15 protein-coding genes are annotated in these 18,131 nt (G+C 61.4%); 6 read left to right on the top strand and 9 right to left on the bottom strand.

What is annotated here, in order from left to right:
- Positions 1–24: 24 nt before the first annotated feature.
- From mepA to BUE09_RS15465, 3 genes are all read left to right on the top strand, one after another.
- The gene (gene mepA / locus BUE09_RS15475; protein ID WP_083380768.1) at positions 25–861 is read left to right on the top strand and encodes a penicillin-insensitive murein endopeptidase; all 837 of its coding nucleotides are present in this window, start codon (positions 25–27) and stop codon (positions 859–861) included.
- A gap of 41 nt (positions 862–902) precedes the next feature.
- Positions 903–1,649 (top strand): DUF72 domain-containing protein, encoded by a 747-nt coding sequence (locus tag BUE09_RS15470; RefSeq protein ID WP_073302636.1) that lies wholly within the window; start codon positions 903–905, stop codon positions 1,647–1,649.
- Between the two features lie 114 nt (positions 1,650–1,763).
- Positions 1,764–2,546, top strand: a complete 783-nt coding sequence (locus BUE09_RS15465) for a dienelactone hydrolase family protein (RefSeq protein ID WP_073302119.1) — start codon at positions 1,764–1,766, stop codon at positions 2,544–2,546.
- An 85-nt stretch (positions 2,547–2,631) separates the two neighbouring features.
- Here the strand turns inward: BUE09_RS15465 and BUE09_RS15460 are convergent, their stop codons facing one another.
- Together BUE09_RS15460 and BUE09_RS15455 are read right to left on the bottom strand one after the other, a co-directional pair.
- On the bottom strand, positions 2,632–3,228 hold the full coding sequence (locus BUE09_RS15460) for a hypothetical protein (RefSeq protein ID WP_073302634.1): 597 nt from the start codon (positions 3,226–3,228) through the stop codon (positions 2,632–2,634).
- 209 nt (positions 3,229–3,437) lie between these two features.
- Complete coding sequence (locus tag BUE09_RS15455) at positions 3,438–4,301, bottom strand: SDR family oxidoreductase (protein ID WP_073302117.1); 864 nt, start codon at positions 4,299–4,301, stop codon at positions 3,438–3,440.
- Between the two features lie 243 nt (positions 4,302–4,544).
- On the opposite strand from BUE09_RS15455, the gene BUE09_RS15450 reads away from it, so the two are divergent.
- Both BUE09_RS15450 and BUE09_RS15445 read left to right on the top strand, forming a co-directional pair.
- On the top strand, positions 4,545–4,982 hold the full coding sequence (locus BUE09_RS15450) for a hypothetical protein (RefSeq protein ID WP_073302115.1): 438 nt from the start codon (positions 4,545–4,547) through the stop codon (positions 4,980–4,982).
- A 315-nt stretch (positions 4,983–5,297) separates the two neighbouring features.
- On the top strand, positions 5,298–6,485 hold the full coding sequence (locus BUE09_RS15445) for a sugar transporter (protein ID WP_073302112.1): 1,188 nt from the start codon (positions 5,298–5,300) through the stop codon (positions 6,483–6,485).
- A gap of 182 nt (positions 6,486–6,667) precedes the next feature.
- Here the strand turns inward: BUE09_RS15445 and BUE09_RS15440 are convergent, their stop codons facing one another.
- From BUE09_RS15440 to BUE09_RS15430, 3 genes are all read right to left on the bottom strand, one after another.
- Complete coding sequence (locus BUE09_RS15440) at positions 6,668–7,981, bottom strand: methyl-accepting chemotaxis protein (protein ID WP_073302110.1); 1,314 nt, start codon at positions 7,979–7,981, stop codon at positions 6,668–6,670.
- An 83-nt stretch (positions 7,982–8,064) separates the two neighbouring features.
- Entirely contained in the window at positions 8,065–8,478 is a 414-nt protein-coding gene (locus BUE09_RS15435) for a septal ring lytic transglycosylase RlpA family protein (protein ID WP_073302108.1), read from the bottom strand.
- Between the two features lie 257 nt (positions 8,479–8,735).
- Positions 8,736–10,736 carry a peptidase U32 family protein gene (locus BUE09_RS15430; RefSeq protein ID WP_073302106.1) on the bottom strand — a complete coding sequence of 667 codons (2,001 nt, stop codon included), beginning with the start codon at positions 10,734–10,736 and terminating at the stop codon, positions 8,736–8,738.
- A 335-nt stretch (positions 10,737–11,071) separates the two neighbouring features.
- Between BUE09_RS15430 and BUE09_RS15425 the strand changes: the two genes are divergently transcribed.
- A complete protein-coding gene (locus BUE09_RS15425; protein WP_073302104.1) occupies positions 11,072–13,186 on the top strand; it encodes a TonB-dependent siderophore receptor in 2,115 nt (704 codons plus the stop codon).
- 467 nt (positions 13,187–13,653) lie between these two features.
- Here BUE09_RS15425 and BUE09_RS15420 read toward each other — a convergent pair whose 3' ends face one another.
- The 4 genes from BUE09_RS15420 to BUE09_RS15405 form a co-directional block, all read right to left on the bottom strand.
- Positions 13,654–13,989, bottom strand: coding sequence for a DUF3325 domain-containing protein (locus BUE09_RS15420; RefSeq protein WP_073302101.1), 336 nt, complete (start codon positions 13,987–13,989; stop codon positions 13,654–13,656).
- Positions 13,986–15,614: a PepSY-associated TM helix domain-containing protein gene (locus BUE09_RS15415; protein WP_073302099.1), complete on the bottom strand. Its 1,629-nt coding sequence runs from the start codon at positions 15,612–15,614 to the stop codon at positions 13,986–13,988. Before BUE09_RS15415 ends, BUE09_RS15420 begins: the two co-directional genes overlap by 4 nt.
- Positions 15,611–15,913 (bottom strand): iron transporter, encoded by a 303-nt coding sequence (locus BUE09_RS15410; protein ID WP_073302097.1) that lies wholly within the window; start codon positions 15,911–15,913, stop codon positions 15,611–15,613. The genes BUE09_RS15415 and BUE09_RS15410 overlap by 4 nt, the downstream gene beginning before the upstream one ends.
- A gap of 183 nt (positions 15,914–16,096) precedes the next feature.
- The gene (locus BUE09_RS15405) at positions 16,097–18,070 is read right to left on the bottom strand and encodes a ligand-gated channel protein (protein ID WP_073302095.1); all 1,974 of its coding nucleotides are present in this window, start codon (positions 18,068–18,070) and stop codon (positions 16,097–16,099) included.
- Positions 18,071–18,131 lie beyond the last annotated feature (61 nt).

The raw sequence follows: 18,131 nt of genomic DNA, 5'->3' as shown, positions 1-18,131 counted from the left end.
CAATAGGAGGACTTCGAAGTCGCTATGAGCAGTCAACGCATCCGCGTATTAAGTCAACTTTGCAGGCAGGCACTGGTGGCCTGCGGTATGGCCGGATGGCTGGTTTCTGCAGTCAGCGCGGCGGACCGGGACTGGTCCAGCGTGACCGCGCCGCTACCCGGCGAGCCACGGATCATCGGTAAGCACGGTGCGGCGTGTCTGGCTGGCGCGGTCCAGCTGCCGCCCGAAGGTGAGGGTTACCAGGCCGTCGATATGCAGCGTAACCGCCACTACGGGCATCCCGCGCTGCTTGATTACATCCAGGACCTTGGTCGCCGGCTGGATGGGGCTGGCATCGGCCCCATGCTCGTCGGCGATATGGCGCAGCCGCGCGGCGGCCCGATGTCCTATGGGCATGTCAGCCACCAGAGCGGCCTGGACGTCGACATCTGGTTCCGTCTGGACCTGCCGCCGCTGGCCCGCAGCGAGCGCGAGGGGATCGAACAACCCATCCTGGTCGACGAAACCACCGGGGAACTGGACAGCACACGTTGGACCGACCAACACGCGGAGCTGATCCGCCTTGCCGCGCAGGACTCACAGGTGGCGCGCATCTTCGTCGATGCGGCGGTCAAGCGAGACCTCTGTGAGCGTGAGTGGGACGACCGTTCCTGGCTGCAACGCATCCGCCCATGGCCTTTTCATGACGAACATCTGCATGTCCGTCTGCGCTGCCCGGAGGGCTCGACCGACTGTGTCGACCAGCCAGCGCCGCCACCGGGCGAGGGCTGTGAAGCGATCCTCCCGACCCCGCGTCCGGTGGCAATGGCCAGCCCAAGTCGCCGTCTGCCCGCTGCCTGCGCTGCTGTGTTCAGTCAGTAGACGGCTGAGATGCAAAACGTAACGGGTGCGGCCCAGTGAGTATCGTCAGCCACGGTCCCGCCGTTCTGCTCGGCACCGCCGGTTGGAGCTTGCCGCGCGAGCAATGGTCGGCGTTTCCAGCGCAGGGCACGCACCTGCAGCGGTACGCGGCTCGTTTACCCGCTGTCGAGATCAACAGCTCGTTTTACCGAGCCCATCGGCCCACGACCTACGCCAAGTGGGCGGAAAGCGTGCCGGTCGGGTTTCGTTTCAGCGTCAAGGTACCCAAGCAGATCACCCATGAACGGCGGCTGGCTGGCTGCGATCAACTGATCGAACAGTTTCTGAACGAATGTGGCCATTTGGCTGACAAGCTAGGCTGCCTGCTGGTGCAGCTGCCACCTTCGCTGGTTTACGAGCCGAGCATCGCCCAAGCGTTCATCGACTCGTTGAGAGCACGTTATGACGGGCTGGTGGCGATCGAGCCGCGCCATCCGAGCTGGCTCGATGCCGATCCGGTGCTTCGAGACGCTCGAGTCGCACGGGTCGCGGCTGACCCGGCGCCTTTTCCGGCCGCGGCCGAGCCGGGCGGTTGGGATGGCTTCACGTATCACCGTCTGCATGGCTCGCCGCGCATCTATTACTCCTCGTATGGTGACGATTGGCTCGACGGCTTGACCGAGCGGCTGGCTGAGCGAAGCGCTACGCAACCAGCGGACACAGCCAGCTGGTGCATTTTCGACAACACCGCCAGCGGGGCGGCGACCGCTAATGCGCTAGCACTGCAGCATCGTCTCAAGCAGATCTGACTCTGCTCGCAAGGTGGCGACACAAACCGAAATGGTCTGAGGGTAAGGCCAGCCGGTACGGTCTGGGTTTTCCGCTACCGTTGAACAGTCGTCTCACTGAGCAGGAACGCCTCCATGAACAAGACGTGTATTGCCCTGGCGCTGGCCGGGATGGTCGGTGCCGCCGAAGCGGCGGTGGTGGTCAAGCCACATGCCTACGAAATCGCCGGTGAAACCTATGAGGGGCTGCTCGCCTATGACGATTCGGTCACCGCGCCGCGGCCCGGCTTGCTGATGGTGCCCAACTGGTTGGGCGTCACCGAGCGCTCCGCTGAAAAGGCGGCGCGCGCGGCGGGGGATAAGTACGTCGTGTTCATGGCTGACCTGTACGGCAAGGCGGTGCGGCCATCCAATCCGGATGAAGCCAAGGCGGCTGCCACGTCGGTACGTGGCGATCGGCCGCTGATGCGCAAACGGGCCCAGGCTGCGGTCGAGGCGTTCAGGTCGCAGCAGGTGGTGGCGCTGGATACCGGCAAGATGGCGGCGATCGGTTTCTGCTTTGGCGGCGGTGCAGTTCTTGAGTTGGCCCGGTCTGGCTCCGATCTGGACGCCTTCGTCTCGTTCCATGGCAACCTCGATACACCGAACCCGGACGATGCCAAACAGATCAAGGCGCCGGTGCTGGTGTTGCATGGTGCCGACGACCCGGCGGTACCGAAAGAACAGGTCGATGCGTTCATCGCCGAGATGAAAGCCACCGATGTGGATTGGCAGATGAACATCTATGGCAACGCCGTGCATTCCTTCACCGACCCTTACGCCAACGTGCCTGGGCGCAACGAGTTCAATCCGGAAGTGGCCGAGCGAGCATTTCAGGCCATGAACAGTCTGCTCGACGAGGTGTTTGTCCCGCAGTGATGCGACCGGAGGTTGCGGTCGGTTGCGTCAGGTCAGCCGCTATTCAGAAAGGTGGAGGCTGACCTGCGCGGGTCGGCAAATGATCTCAGCGCGGAACGATCCGCACACGCCCAGCCGTGTTGTCACGCCGCCCGGCCTTGTCGTTTTCGGCACGCCCGGGAATCGAGCCGTCCGCTGCGCCGCGATCACCGCTGGCCGTTCCGTTTACTTCGCGTTCATCGACGCTGAGTGAGGCGGCATCGGGATAACCGGTGGTCAGCGTTTCGGTACTCGCGGTGACAGGGGTCGCTTCCTCTTCGCCCCAGCTGGCGCTGCGCTCATCAATGTCGATCGCGCCGTTGCGCTCCATCAACTCTTCGACCATGGCGACTTCATCATCGGTGTCCAGCGTGACGGTCACGATGGTCGAACCCCGTCGAGCAGCTTCCGGGTAACGACCGGCATGCTTGCTTGAGTCGTCACCGAAAACCTTGCCGAAGAAACTGCCGATCTTCTCCGCTACCGAGGCGTCATCGCCCGGCTCTTCGCCGATTACCTCCACGCGACTGCTGTCGACCGTGTCCGGGTTGAACGAGGCGGAAATCTGGATGGCGTCGCTGGTTATCCCTTTGCTGATGAGCTCGGTTTTGACTTGCTCGGCTTCGGCGTAACGATCAAACGCTGCTAGGAGGATCTGGGGCATGACTTCACCTTGGGTATGCAGACCTGGCTGCGGTTCAAATACGCGGCGGGCGTCTCGACCGGTCAGGTGAGCCGTGCCGTCCTGATTATTGGGCGGGCGAGACAGGCGGATGGTTCCGTAGCGGGTCATTACCCAATGATTCGGGCCCTTGGGGCCTGGGCGGGCCGCGCCAGAACTGGTGCGGCCCAATAGGTAGATGGGTGACCGGCTCAGCCGTTAACGACTTTGCCGCCGTTGATATGGATCGTCTGGCCGCTGACATAGGACGAGTCCTCGCTTGCCAGATAGACGTAGGCCGGGCCTAGCTCGGATGGTTGACCGCAGCGGCCCATTGGCATCTGGCTGCCGAAGTCTTCGAGCAGTTCCGGGTCGTGCTTGCCCAGCGATGGCGGTTGCAGCGGGGTCCAGATCGGACCGGGCGCGATCTGGTTGACGCGGATATCGCGTTCGATCAGTTGTTGCGACAGGGCGCGGGTAAACCCGTCGATGGCGCCCTTGGTCGAGGTGTAATCGACCAGTATCGGGTTGCCGATAAAGGAATTTATCGAGGTGGTGTTGATGATCGAGGCGCCAGCCTTCAGGTGAGGCAGGGCAGCACGGGTGAGGTAGAAGTAGCCGTGGATATTGGTGGCAAAGGTCTTCTCCCACTGCTCATCGGTGATGTCTTCGAGCCGCGTCTGCACCTCCTGGCGGCCGGCATTGTTCACCAGCACGTCCAGCCGGCCGAAGGTTTTCACGGTTTGCTCGACGGCATCGTTGCAGTGGCGGCTGTCACGGATATCGCCGGGTAACAGCAGGCAGAGCTGGCCCTCGGCTTCCACCATGCGTTTGGCGTTCTCGGCGTCCTCGTGTTCGTCGAGGTACATGATCGCGACGTCCGCGCCTTCACGGGCGAAGTGCACCGCAGCAGCACGACCGATGCCGCTATCGCCGCCGCTGATCAACGCGACCTTGCCCGCGAGCTTGCCGCTGCCCTTGTAGCTGTCGCGTATGAATTCGGCCTGCGGGTGCATCTCGGTTTCACGGCCGGGCAAGCGGTCCTGCTGCTGCGCAGGGATCTTCGGGTAAGCCATAGGTGCTCCGGAGTCGGATGGGTTCTGTAGATACGGCTGGTGCCCGGCTGGGAAAGTTTCGGCGGAGTGCCGAGTGGCAGCGTTCGAACGAACCGGTGATCGGAAACAGGCTGCTTGGGCGTAGTGTCACATGGCCATAACACGGACGTTGCCCTATAGTGCCGCCCGCCAACGGACGGCCGCAGCACCCCAGCGCAGGGCGACAGCGAGCCGTCTACGCCAACCACCTGCAAGGGAATGACGATGAAAACCAAACACCTCCTCGCACTGCCGCTGATGGCTGTTCTGCTGTCCGCCTGCACCGCCACCACCTCGCTGCGCTCCAGCGACCCCAGCCTCGCAGTCAAGATCAACGATGACGCGCCGCTGGTGCTGAAGAATCCGGTCAGCAAGACCTACAAGGCGACCAGCTTCGGTCAGTACCGCTTCCGCGCCACGCAGGCCGGCATGGAGCCCATGTACGGGCTGATCCCGCTGAAGTTCAACAGTGGCTATCTCGTGGCGGACATCCTGTTCTTCGCCCCCGCCGCCTTCTACAACCTGCGTGAGGTCTATCCGTTCTACGAGTTCGATGTGGCCAAGGGTGTGGTGCGCTACAAGAAGAACGAGCAGGATCAGTGGACCAGCTATACACCGACCGCCGCTGAAGTGGCGCGCGCCCGGGCCTACTTCAACCCGTAATTGCGGTTCACCAACTGATCGCAACACCCCAGCGCTTTGGACGCCTCGTTCCAAGGCGCTGTTTGCTGGGCGCAGCCGCCATTGGTCGGCCGTCATCTCCCGTGCCTGACAGGCTTCAGCCGCAGGCGTAGAATCCGCGCCGCTCAGACCTTCCGCCTGAAACACATTCCTTTGTGAACGATCCCCGTACTTCTTCGGAGTAGCGGCGCGACCGCGTTGTGGACTTTCAAGCGGCTTGTCACCTTCCAATCGCCATTCGTGCCCGGATGCCACGCGGCATCCCTCCACCAATGCACCGCAGTCAGACCTGTCTACATGAACGAATCGAACGCCCAGCCCGGCAGTTGGCTCAGTGTCGTTGCACTGGCTCTTGCCGCTTTCATCTTCAACACCACCGAGTTTGTCCCGGTCGGCTTGCTCAGTGATATCGGGCGCTCGTTCGATATGCGGCCCGCCCAGGTCGGCTTGATGCTGACCATCTACGCCTGGGTGGTTGCGTTGATGTCGCTGCCGATGATGCTGCTGACGCGCAATGTCGAGCGCCGCACGCTGCTGATGTTCGTCTTCGTGGTGTTTATTGGTAGCCACCTGGTCTCGAGCGTGGCGTCAAGCTTCGGCATGCTGATGCTCAGTCGGATTGGCATCGCGCTGGCGCACGCGGTGTTCTGGTCGATCACTGCATCGTTAGCCGTGCGTGTTGCGCCTGAAGGCAAGCAGGCTCAGGCGCTGGGCTTGTTGGCGACGGGCAGCGCACTTGCCATGGTGCTGGGCATTCCGTTGGGTCGTGTCGTCGGTGAAGCACTCGGCTGGCGCACGACATTCCTGTCCATTGCCGGGATCGCCGCGCTGGTCGTTGTGGTGCTGGCGCGCACCCTGCCATTGCTGCCCAGCCAGAACTCCGGATCGCTGCGCAGTCTGCCGGTGCTGTTCAAGCGCCCAGCGTTGGTGGCCGCATACGTGCTGACTGCGCTGGTGATCACGGCGCAGTTCACCGCTTACACCTATATCGAGCCTTTCGCCCAGACCATTGCGCACCTCAGCGGTGAAATGACGACGGTGCTGCTGTTGCTCTTCGGCGGCGCCGGCATCCTGGGTTCGGTGCTGTTCAGTCGTTACAGCGGTCGCTACCCGAGGGGCTTTCTGATCGCGGCAATTTCGGCCATGGCGACCTGCCTGCTGCTGTTGCTGCCCGCCGCGCGGGACAGCTCATTGCTAGGTGCGCTGGTGGTGGTCTGGGGAATCGCCGGGATGTGCTTCGGTCTGGCGTTGCAGACCAAGGTGCTTAACCTCGCGTCCGATGCGACCGACGTCGCCATGGCCATGTTCTCCGGCATCTACAACGTCGGGATTGGCGGCGGCGCGCTGCTGGGGAGCCTGGTCACGCTTCATCTGGGACTGAGCAATGTCGGCATCGTCGGCGGCTTGCTGGCGTTGAGCGGCGTGGTGCTGTGCTGTTTCGCCACGTACCGTTTTGCGCGTCCGATGAGCACGACGGTAAGCTGACTCCTGGCAAATCAGCCACTTCTCGCGCCCAGCTCGACGGGGTGAACTCTCAGACTGGATGGCGTGGCGCTTGCGTGTTTCGGCGTGCTTCGGAGTGAACGGATTCGCATCGAGAGCGACCAAACACAGGGGAGGCGGATGCACGGACTGCTCCATGCATCCAGACCGGTCATCCGACGCGGTTATTTCAGCTCGTTGGCGAAGCGGCCAACGGCGCTAACGACCTGTTTGGCGCCGTCCTGGATCTCGACGATCACCGCGCCGGCCTGGTTGGCGAGGGACAGACCCTGAGCGGCTTGCTCGCGGCTGTTGGCCATTTCCCGTACGGCTTCGTCGACCAGCGCCTGGTTTTTCTGGACCACGCTGACGATTTCCTCGGTGGCCGCGCTGGTGCGGCCGGCCAGTTGGCGTACCTCATCGGCGACGACCGCAAACCCGCGACCCTGCTCACCGGCACGCGCCGCTTCGATGGCGGCGTTGAGCGCGAGCAGGTTGGTCTGAGCGGCGATGCCGCCGATGGTCTGCACGATGGAGCTGATCAGATGGGACTGCTGGCCCAGCGCCTCGATACCCTGAGTGGCTGATTCGACTTCCTCGGCGATGCGCTGCATGGTCGCCACCGTATCCTTGACCACTACGGCGCCGCGCTCGGCACTGGTGTCCGTCTTGCGGGACACGTCGTAGGCGATGCTGGCCGCTTCGCGAACTTCTTCCTCACGCGCGACCTGCTCGGACACAACGCTGGCGAACTTCACGACCTTGCAGAGATTGCCCTCGGTGTCGTAGACCGGGTTGTACGTCGCTTCCAGCCAGACGTCCCTGCCCATGCTGTCGATGCGCTTGAAGCGATTGGCGACGAATTCGCCGCGATTGAGGGTCTGCCAGAAGGCCTTGTAGGACTGCGAAGACGCTTCTTCGGTGGTGCAGAACATACTGTGATGCTTGCCGACGATCTGCTTGAGCGAATAACCCATGCCTTGCAGGAATTGATCGTTGGCCGTTACGACGGTGCCGTCCAGGTTGAATTGGATCACAGCGGTGGAGCGAAGCAGTGCGTTGATGAACGCCTCGTTTTCCTTGGCGAGCTGCAGTTCCTTGGTCACTTCACGCGCATAGCCGCTCATCTGCAGCAAGCTGCCCTGGGCGTTCTTGATCGGGAACCAGTCGATGTGCAACCACGCCAGGCTGCCGTCGGTGCGCAGAAAACGGTAGTCATCGCTAACGGGTGCGAGCTTGGCGACAGCGGCCCGGAAATTGTGGAAGCAGGGCAGGTTCTTGACGTACGCCGGGACAATTTCAGCCATTGGCCGGCCTTGCAGCTGCTCGACTGTGTAGCCGAGCGTCTTGGCAAATGCCGGGTTGATGGCGGCCATTCGGAACTCGGTGTCGAGCGTGATCGACAGCAGTGTCGCGTTCATCTGGTCTCGCAGCTGGCGAAGCAGCGAAAGCTCTGAGGCTTGTTCTTCGAGTTGTTTTTTTAATTGGCCATTGAACATGGAAGCACCGGGCGGGAGGGGACGTGACAATTTATCGGCACGCTGCGCCCCGACTTGATGCCGCCTGCAAAGGATTTGTTCGGCTACTCAACCTTTTCCAGGCGCACCCGGATGATCCCCGAGCGGGTGCTGGCGATGCTCTGAAAGGCCGCTTTTGACAGGTCGATAATGCGCCCCCGCACGAATGGCCCCCGGTCGTTGATGCGGACCACCACGCTTTTGCCATTGCGCGTGTTGATGACCCGCACGTGAGTACCGAAGGGCAGGGTGCGGTGAGCTGCGGTCAGCGCGCCCTGATCGAAGCGCTCACCGCTGGCGGTCAACTTGTTGTGATGCTGGCTTCCGTAGTACGAAGCCTTGCCGGAGCCGATCAGCTGCCCGGTCACAGACGCCGGCGGCTGACCTGCTGTCGGTTCCTTCGGCGGAGCGGTCGTACAGCCAGCAACAGCGGCGAGCAAAAGCAGTACAACGATCCAATTGACTGACCTGTTGAGCATCCTTCGATCCTTGTTTCACGCTGAGGCTTAGGCCCTTGGTGGGTAAGGGCGCGGTGCCATTAGGAGTGTCCATTCGCCAGTAAGTTTGCTGAGGCAGTGGATTTCGACAGCTATTTCTTATTCCGTCGGCAGAGTTGGCCAACCAGCCACTGCGGCCCGGTGCGCAACTTCCGGTTGCAGGCGTTATTGTTGACGGTGCGACCGGTTATCAGCGCCAGTGGGACACCTCGAAGGCGTCCGCTGGGTCTGGCCTAATCTCAGGCGTGCGGTTTGCTACGAATGGTCTTCATCAGATCGGCCGGCGTGATGTGCCCGACCACGCTGCTGGCGCTGCCGGGCTGCGGCAGGTTGAGGATGTTGCCCTTGATCTTGCCGATCACGTGCATCTCGCAGGGCTTGCAGTCGAACTTCAGCGTCAGGACTTCATCGCCTTGAATCAGTTGCATCGGCGCGACCTTGGTGCGCACGCCCGTCACACCCTTGGCCTGTTTCGGGCAAAGGTTGAAGGAGAAGCGCAGGCAGTGTTTGGTGATCATCACCGGCACTTCGCCGGTTTCTTCATGGGCCTCGTAGGCCGCATCGATCAGTTGCACGCCGTAACGGTGATAGAAGTCGCGGGCTTTCTCGTTGTAGACGTTATAGAGGAACGACAGGTGCGCTTCCGGGTAGACCGGCGGCGGTACGCTGACCGCCTTGCGGCTGCCTAGTGGGCGGATCGCTTCACGGGCTTCGGTGAGCGCCTCGATGGCTTCGCGGCGCAGCGACTTGAGCTGCGAGTTGGGGATGAAGAAGGCCTGCGGTGCGTCCACGTCCACTTCTTCGGCGTGGTAGATCGTGGTGCCCAGTTGGCTCAGCAGGTCGGCGATCTGGCCGGGCACTTGTTCCGGCTTCTTCGCTTCGCCGAATGGACCGGCCAGCGAGACGCTGGCATAGGCGCCTTCTTCGCTGGTGACGTGCAGTTCCAGTTCGTCCGCACGCAGCTTGGCCAGCCAGCGCACACCGATGCGGCGTTCGGCAGAGGTCTTCAGTAGCGCGTTCTGCCAGTTGTGGTCCAGGTTGCGATTGAGCGGATGGTTCGGGCGTAGCTGGCGGATCGCGTCGGGCATCTCGTTAGGCTCCACGCGGTATTGCCAGAGCGATTGGCCGTCCTCTTCGAACTGCTTCAGCGGCTCGACCACGCTGGCGCGAAAACCCACCACCTCGCGCTTGATCAGCACGTTGAGGCCGTCGCCGTTGGACAGCGGCTCGCGGGTCTGCACGGTCAGGTCATGCTTGCCGACCTTGAGCACTTCGCCTACGGCGAGGCCGGTGAAGGTCGGTGAGTCGAAGGCGCCGATGTCGATCTTGCGGTCGGTGACGAAGTAGTCGGTGCTGCCGCGGTGGAAGGTCTTGTCCGGGTCCGGCACGAAGAAATGGTCGGTACGGCCGCTGGACGCGCGGGCCAGGTCAGGGCGGTCTGCGAGGATCTCGTCGAGGCGCTGGCGGTAGTAAGCGGTGATGTTCTTCACGTAGCTCACATCTTTGTAGCGCCCCTCAATCTTGAACGAGCGCACGCCGGCGTCGACCAGCGCGCGCAGGTTGGCGCTCTGGTTGTTGTCCTTCATCGACAGCAGATGCTTGTCGAAGGCAACGACGCGGCCCTGGTCATCCTTGAGCGTGTAGGGCAGGCGGCACGCCTGGGAGCAATCGCCACGGTTGGCGCTGCGGCCGTTTTGCGCATGGGAAATGTTGCACTGCCCGGAAAACGCCACGCACAGGGCGCCGTGAATGAAGAACTCGATCGCCGCATCGGTCGCATCGCTGATCGCACGGATTTCCTGCAGGTTCAATTCGCGAGCCAGTACCAGCTGAGAGAAACCGGCCTTGTCGAGAAACGTGGCGCGCTCCAGGGTGCGGATGTCGGTTTGGGTGCTGGCGTGCAGTTCGATCGGCGGGATGTCCATTTCCATCACACCCATGTCCTGCACGATTAGCGCATCGACACCAATCTCGTGGAGCTGCCAGATCAGCGCCCGCGCGGCTTCCAGTTCGTCGTCATGGAGGATAGTGTTGATGGTGACGAACACCCGGGCGTGAAACAGGTGGGCGAATTTCACCAGCTCGGCGATGTCCGCCACGCTGTTCTCAGCGTTGTGCCGCGCACCGAAACTCGGCCCGCCGATATACACCGCGTCGGCGCCATGCAGGATGGCTTCACGTGCAATGGTCGTGTCCCGGGCAGGGGAGAGCAATTCGAGGTGATGTTGTGGCAAGGACATGAGCGCGGACCGGGTGTAGATCGAAGCCGCGCATTGTAAAGACTTACGGGCCATTTGGGACTGGCCGCCGGGCGAGTGATCGAGGCCCGGATATCGATTGCGATGATGAACGCCACTGACTCGACGATTCGCGCTACGGCGAGAGGCGGCTACCTAACCAAGTAAATCCACCAGTTTTAGTGATGTGGACGAGAAGGTTTTTCGTTTAGCTAAATAAATGATTACTTATCTCATTCGCGATTGATTATTATCCGTTGTCCGCGGCTCAATGTGACCTGATGTAACAAAAATCAGAAGATGCGGCTGCCAACCACTAAATACAGAGGACCTCAAGCATGACTGGTAGTAAGGCCGGGCTTTACAAGGCGCAGACACCTTGGCGACGTACCACCACCGCGTTTCTGTGCTGTGCGGTAGCCGCACCCTTGAGCGTTAGCGCGCAAGAGTCGGCCCGCACGGATACTGAAGAGCCGTTTCGCCTGGCGCCCATCATCGTCAATGCCAGCGCATCTGCCGGCGACGACGCCAGCACGGTTGTTGCTCAGGAGCTTTGGGTCGGCGGCAAGGTTCCTACCAGTATCCTTAACACGCCCGCTTCGGTTTCGGTGGTCACCCAAAAGGAAATCGAGCAGCGCAGCGCCAGTACCACTGAAGAGGTTCTGCAGTACACCCCGGGCGTCATCGCCGACTACTACGGCACTGACGATCGCAACGATTACTTCAAGATTCGTGGCTTTCAGGCCACCACGTACCGTGATGGCCTGACTCTGGGATCGATGCGCGGCGTACGCGAAGAGCCCTTCGCCTATGAGCGCGTCGAAATCCTCCGTGGTGCCAACTCAACCTTGTTTGGCCCGGCAGATCCGGGTGGCTCGGTGAACTTCGTCACCAAGCAGCCGCGGTTCGACAAGTTCGGCCAGGGCTACGTGACCTACGGCTCCTATGATCATGTTGAAACCGGCATCGATGTCGGGGACTCGTTGAATGAAGATCAGACTTTGGCCTACCGCTTCACGGGTAAGATCCAGAACAGCGATCGTGAGTACGATCACTCAGAGGACGACAACAAGTTCTTGATGGGCGGCCTGACCTGGGCACCGACGGCATTCACCTCGGCAACGGTAATTCTCGACTACCTCAAGACAACCAGCACGCCCAACAGCGGCGGTTATCCGAAAGATAAGGAGTACGACCGCAGCAAATTATATGGCGAGCCTGACTACAACTTTCATGATGTCGAACGCACCAGTCTAAGCGGCAACTTCACTCATGATTTCGACAATGGTTTCGTCCTGCGCAGCAATCTGCGTTACAGCGAGCTGACTGATGATTTTGGCTACGTGTACCTGAACGGCACGGGGACTGGAACCTTACTCAATCGTGATGCTTTTGGTACCGACACTGACGCCGACCAGCTAAACGGCAACTTGATGCTTCAGTACGATGCCCGATTTGAAAACATTGATAGCAGCACGATGGTAGGGGTGGAGTATCGCGATGCCTCGTCCGAGGATAGTTCTTTCTATCAAGGCGTTTCTCCCATCGACATCGCCAGTCCCGTCTACGGCGGTGCCCCGGTCGGTCTGGTCCCCTATAGCCGTAACAAACAGGACTACACCACCAAGTCGGTTTTCGTGCAGCAGAACCTGTCATTCTTCGAGCGCTTTATCGTTACGGGTGGTATCCGCAACGACTCACTGGATCTTTCCAGCACCGACATCACCAACGTTAGAGCCTCGGATACCTTCTCGGAAAACTCTGTTCGCGGGGCATTGACCTACATCGTGAACGACGAAGTTTCCACCTACGTCAGCATGGTGGAATCCGTCGCGCCGCCATCCATTGGCGTCACCCAAGAGCGCGGCAAGCAATACGAAGTGGGGGTGAAGTACTCGCCCACGAACATGAATGCGTTGTTCTCTGCAGCCGTTTACGATCTGACTCAGGAAGACATTACCGTCGCGGTCGTACAGCCTAATGGCACTATCGAACGGGAAACCATTGGTGAGTCGCGTGTGCGCGGTCTCGATCTGGAGGCCAAGGCAGAACTGACTGAAAACCTGAGCCTGATCGGTGGCTATTCCTACATGGAATCGGAGGTGCTTCGCGGAACGTTGCGCAGTGGCGCTTCGCTCGAGGGTAACGAGTTCGAAGCGGCGCCCAAACATTCGGCATCACTGTGGAGCTATTACAACTTGCCAGGCACGACAATGAGTGTCGGTTTGGGTGCGCGCTACACAGGCGCGTATTACTTCAATCCCGCTAACAGCGCTAAAAGCGATGCCACCACCCTGTTTGATGCCGCTTTCAACTACCAGATCCTCAAAGACACCGATCTGGCCATCAACGTCAGCAACCTGCTGGACGAGCAACACGTAGTTGGCTCAGGCACTGCGGACTACTACAACCCCGGCCGCGAGATCACGGCGAAGGTCAGCTACAACTGGTAAGCGAAAAAGCCCTGCATGTCCTGGCGGCCCATGCGTAGGCCAGCCAGGATCTGCCGCAAACCTGCAGCCTGCCTCTCCACGGTGAGCAGAAGGATCTAAAGAAAACCTGGCTCTTTAGGATGGCTTGAGCTTGCTACACCCATCAGGATCCGAGGGGCGAATTCGCTCGATAGGTATCGCTTCACTCAACGTCATCCTGCATGGGCTATTAACCGCTCCCTCGTTCCCACGTGGGAGCGCCGCCGTGACGCTCTGCGTCAATTGCCGAATACCTGCTCCAGCGCGTGCGCTCGAGCAACCCGTCTTGACCGCATAGCACCGCGCACTCGACTCTCGCCAGTACTTCGGGCATCTACATATCCTGCCGTAGGGGGTTGTGATGGATGCATTCGAGCTTAGCGCGGGAATGATCTCACCGCGTTCCGCTAGCGGCCGCCTTCAGTGGCCCTGACCGCGTTAGCAACCACTCAAACCAGCGCCAGAATGATCCAGACCATCCCTCCCAGCGCAGGCAAGGCGGTGGCCAAACGCGGCGCATAGGGGATCAGCATGAGCAGGGCGAAGCCGGTGAGCGAGATCAGGCCGAACCAGGCGACTATTGCCATGCCGCTGGGCCAGACCTGTCCTGCCACATACACGGCTAGGCCGAGCAGAAGGCTGCCGGCCGGAATGCAGAGGCGGCGAAGTTGCGCAGGCATGCGCGGGCTGACCAGCTGTTTCCAGTGGCGCTCTTTCCCCAGACAGAAACCCAGCATGCCGGCATACGCCAACACGAGGCTGGCCAGTAGTGCGGAGCCGTTCATGACGAGGCTCCAGTGACGGGGCGGTTGAGAGAAGCAGACCGCGCCTTTCGGGCGGCGACTGCCTTAGGAATCTTCCAGGCCGTCCAGGCAAGCAGCAGGCCTGTCATCACCATGCTGACGCTCAGCGACACGCGCATGCTGTCGGCGGTCAGGTTTCCTGTCATCAGGTCCAGCAGCGGCAGGCTGAGCGCCAGTACTGCCGAAGCGAAGATTTGCTCTCGCCACGCGTGTAAAGGCTTGCGGGCCCACCCGTGTAACCAGCTCAACGCCCAGATGCCGAAGAACACCCGCAATTCCCAGTTCTGACGGTCTTCCAGCGCGGCCGGTAGCAGCCGATTTCCCCACAGCAGGGCGATGCAGGCAAGCGAAAGCCCGGCGACCACCGCTACGTTCAGACTTTCGACGACCCTCAGGAAATGCGGGTTGGCCTTGCTTTGCTTGCGTTGCTTGACGGTATAGAGCACCAGTCCTGTGCCGATCATGGCGCAGCTGATCAGGCCACAGACGAAATACAGCCAGCGCATCGGATAACCGCCGAACTGCGCGAAGTGCAGGCCTGCCATGACTCGTTGGGTCAGTTGGCTGGTGCGCGACAGCTCCGGCGCCTGGATCAGTTCGCCGGTAACGCCGTTGAAGACCATGCCTTCGCCCTTGGTCAGCTCGATGCGGTTGCCCAGCACCGGGCGCGCCGTGACCTGAGCATTGGCCCGGCCCGGGTTGCTCACGGCCAGACCGCCGATCATGCCTGCGCCGTAGTGTGCCTCGGCGCGGCTGACGATCCCGCCCAGCGCAATCTGAGGTGCTGCCGGTGCTGAAGCAGGTCTGGCACGGCCTTCGCCGCGGGTTGTCTCACTGCGTCCGGGCTGCACTTCACGTGACGCCTGTTCGCCTTGCGCAGCCTGCTGCTCGCGGTGGCCTTGCTCCGCTGCGCGGGCTGGCTGTGCGTCGCGGAAATAGGCCTGACGGTCGCCGTCATACAGCGCGTCGACTGCTGCCGGCATGTAAAGCAGAAAGAAGATTGCCAGGCCCGTATAGGTGATCATCAGATGGAACGGCAGTAGCAGAACGGCACTGGCGTTATGCGCGTCCAGCCAGGAGCGCTGCCCTTTGGCGGGCCGAAAAGTGAAGAACTCCTTGAAGAGCTTCTTGTGGATGATGATCCCGCTGATCAGCGCCACCAGCATCGCCATGGCCGCGAACCCCACCAGCCATACGCCCAGCGTGCGCGGCAGGTGCAGGGTGTAGTGGAAATGGAAGAAGAAGTTACCGCCGATGGTTTCGCGCGGTTCGACGGTCGCCCCGGAAACCGGGTCCAGCTGAGTGCTCACGGCGCCTCGGCGCCGCTCACCGACCGATACGCTCAGATCCGGCGAGCGCTCAGTGGGCAGGCTAATGTTCCAGTTCGTTTGGTCCGCATGGTTATCCATCAACCAGCGCTGCGCCACGTTGGCCGCAGCGGCAGGAGACTGCGCCTGATCGGTCAGCTCCGGCTGCATCCACCAGTTGATCTCCTTGTCGAACACCGCAAGAGTGCCGGTGAGAAAAATCGCAAACAGCATCCAGCCGAGCAACAGCCCGCACCAGGTATGCAGCCAGGACATCGGTTGGGTCAGGCTGCCTTTCATCGCAGCACCTCCAGCAATTGCGGCCAGAAGCCGATGACAGCCAAGGGAATTGCGAGCCCAGCGCCGATCAGTACCCGCCACAGCGAGGCAGCGGCGAACGCCCAGAGCAGGAACGTCAGGTACACCACGAACGACAGCAACGAGGCCGTGCTAACCGCGTCCACCGGATCCAGCGGCAGCCACTGCGCGAGCGCGGCAGTGAAGGCATAGGTGAAGGCGTAACCGCCCAGGAGGGCCAGCACGGTGCGGGTGGCGATGGCAGGCCAGGCACTTTTCGATTGAGTGGCAGAACGGGGCACGACTGGATTCCGAGTGAAGTTCGTACGAAAAATGCCCAACCGTCTCAAGAGCCGGCCGGGCATGGGTGTTGTGATCAACCGAGAGGGCAACGCCCTTGCGCCCGGGCCAGCCTGATGAGCGTTACGCCAGTCTCGTTAAGCGAAGCGAGAGGCCTGGCTGGGCAAAGCGTCTCTCATGAATCCTCAGAACGAAGCGCTTACTCCTACCGTGTAGCGACGCCCGTCGAGCACAGTTTCGTAGCTGTCGTAGTCGATCTGCTCGTTGAAGACGTTGTACACACCCGCCAGCAGCTTGACGTTCTGGTTCAGTGCATAGGTGCCGCCCAGGTCAACCAGGGTGTACGCCGGGGTACTTTCCGCCATGCTGGTACGCGAGAGGTATTCCGAGGTTTCGCTGCGGTAATTGAGTCGTGCCCAGGTGCCAAGGCGGTCGCTGGTTTGCCAGTCCAGCATGGTGTTGAACATGTGCTCAGGCATCTGGTTGAGCGGTTCGCCGCGGAAGTCGCCGCTGCGCTGCTCCGATTCGGTGTAGGTGTAGTTGGCGCCCAGGGACACCGTTTCGGTGATCGCCCAATCAAAGGTCGCCTCGACGCCACGCATGCGCGCTTCATCAACGTTCACCCGATCACTGATGAAACGGTACGCCTCACCATTGACGACGCACTGGCCCGAGGCATTGCCGGTAGTATCCGTGCAGCGGCGAAGCTCGGTGATCTTGTCTTCGAAGTCGGTGTTGAACAGGGTCACGCCCGCCGAGACACCGTTCAGGCTGTCCCACAACACGCCGATTTCCTGGCTCAGGCTTTCCTCGGGTTTGAGAGCCGAGTTGCCGACAATAACCGCGGGGTCGCCCCGTCCGCCGCCGGTGATCTGCCCCCAGTTGTCCACGACTGCACGAATATCCGGCGAGCGGTAGCCACTGGAGACGCCACCTTTGACCGTCCATTGCTCGGCTGCCTGCCACACGCCATAAACCCGCGGAGACCAATGGGTGCCGTAGTTCTCATCGCGGTCCATGCGCAGGCCGGTGGTCAGCGCGAAGCTGTCGGTCAGGCTCCACTCGTCTTCCGCAAATAGTGCCCAGGACCAGCGTGTCAGGCGGGTGAGGTCCTCAGCGCCAGGTAGCTGGTTGCCTTTGTCCGAAAGATCCTCGTACTTGTATTGGCCGCCGAATGTGGCGATGTGGCTACCCAGAAAGAGCGAGCTTTGCGTATTGAACACGCTGTTTTCCAGCTCCATCTCACGGCCCGGGTTCTCGATGCGCTCCTGCTGCAAATAGCTCTCCGACTGGCCTGAATCCCAGCGGCCGGTGTGGCTGATGGAATAATGCGTGCGGTCGTAGTCCGACAGCGAATCGCTGTTGCCCGTGCCGGAGCGGCTCACGCTGGCGTTGCGTTCCTGCTCGGTCTTGCCCATTTCCAGAACGATGTCGTTGGCCTCGTTCGGCGTGAACGACAGCTTTGCCGTTCCGCTGTCGGTCTTCTGCTCGTTGAAACCGCGAGGGATGTCATCCTCGTCTCGGCGCGCTGTCTGTCCGTAGACCTGCAGCCCAAGTAGTCCTTCGACCAGCGGACCGGAGAGGTAGCTGTTCAGCGTGTGGTAATCGCCGGAATCGGAGCGGTCCTGGAAGGTCTTTTCGGTGCGCAGCCCGCCGCGCCAGGTATCGGCCACCTTGCGCGTGATGATGTTGATCACGCCGCCCATGGCGTCAGAGCCATACAGTGAGGACATTGGGCCGCGCACGACCTCAATGCGTTCGATGGCTTCCAGCGGCGGCGTCCAGCCTTGCTCGATGCCGGGGCCGTCGCTGTTGGGGCGCGTCGCGCGCGACTCCATGCGCTTGCCATCGATGAGGATCAGGGTGTACTTGGACGCCATGCCGCGAATGCTGATATCGCTTGAGCTGGCGCCGCCGGTGACAACGACGCCGGGGATGTCACGCAGGGCATCGGTGACGTCGCGATAGGATTTGTTTTCCAGTTCCTCGCGAGTGACCACGGAGATGGAGGCGGGGGCCTGCTTGATCTGCTGCTCGAATCCCGACGCGGTCACGACGACGTTCTTTAGTTCGACCGGCTCTGCGGCACTGACCGGCGTGCTCATCCAGGTTGCTACAGCGATTGCGCAAGCCAGCCGATGTCGATTGAAAGTCACCATGTACTGCCATCTCCCTGAGAAAACCTACGTCTGCAGCCATGAACGATATGGCGCATGCATG

The organism is Stutzerimonas xanthomarina DSM 18231, assembly GCF_900129835.1.
GTDB lineage: Bacteria > Pseudomonadota > Gammaproteobacteria > Pseudomonadales > Pseudomonadaceae > Stutzerimonas > Stutzerimonas xanthomarina.
This window is presented reverse-complemented; position numbering and strand designations above follow the sequence as displayed.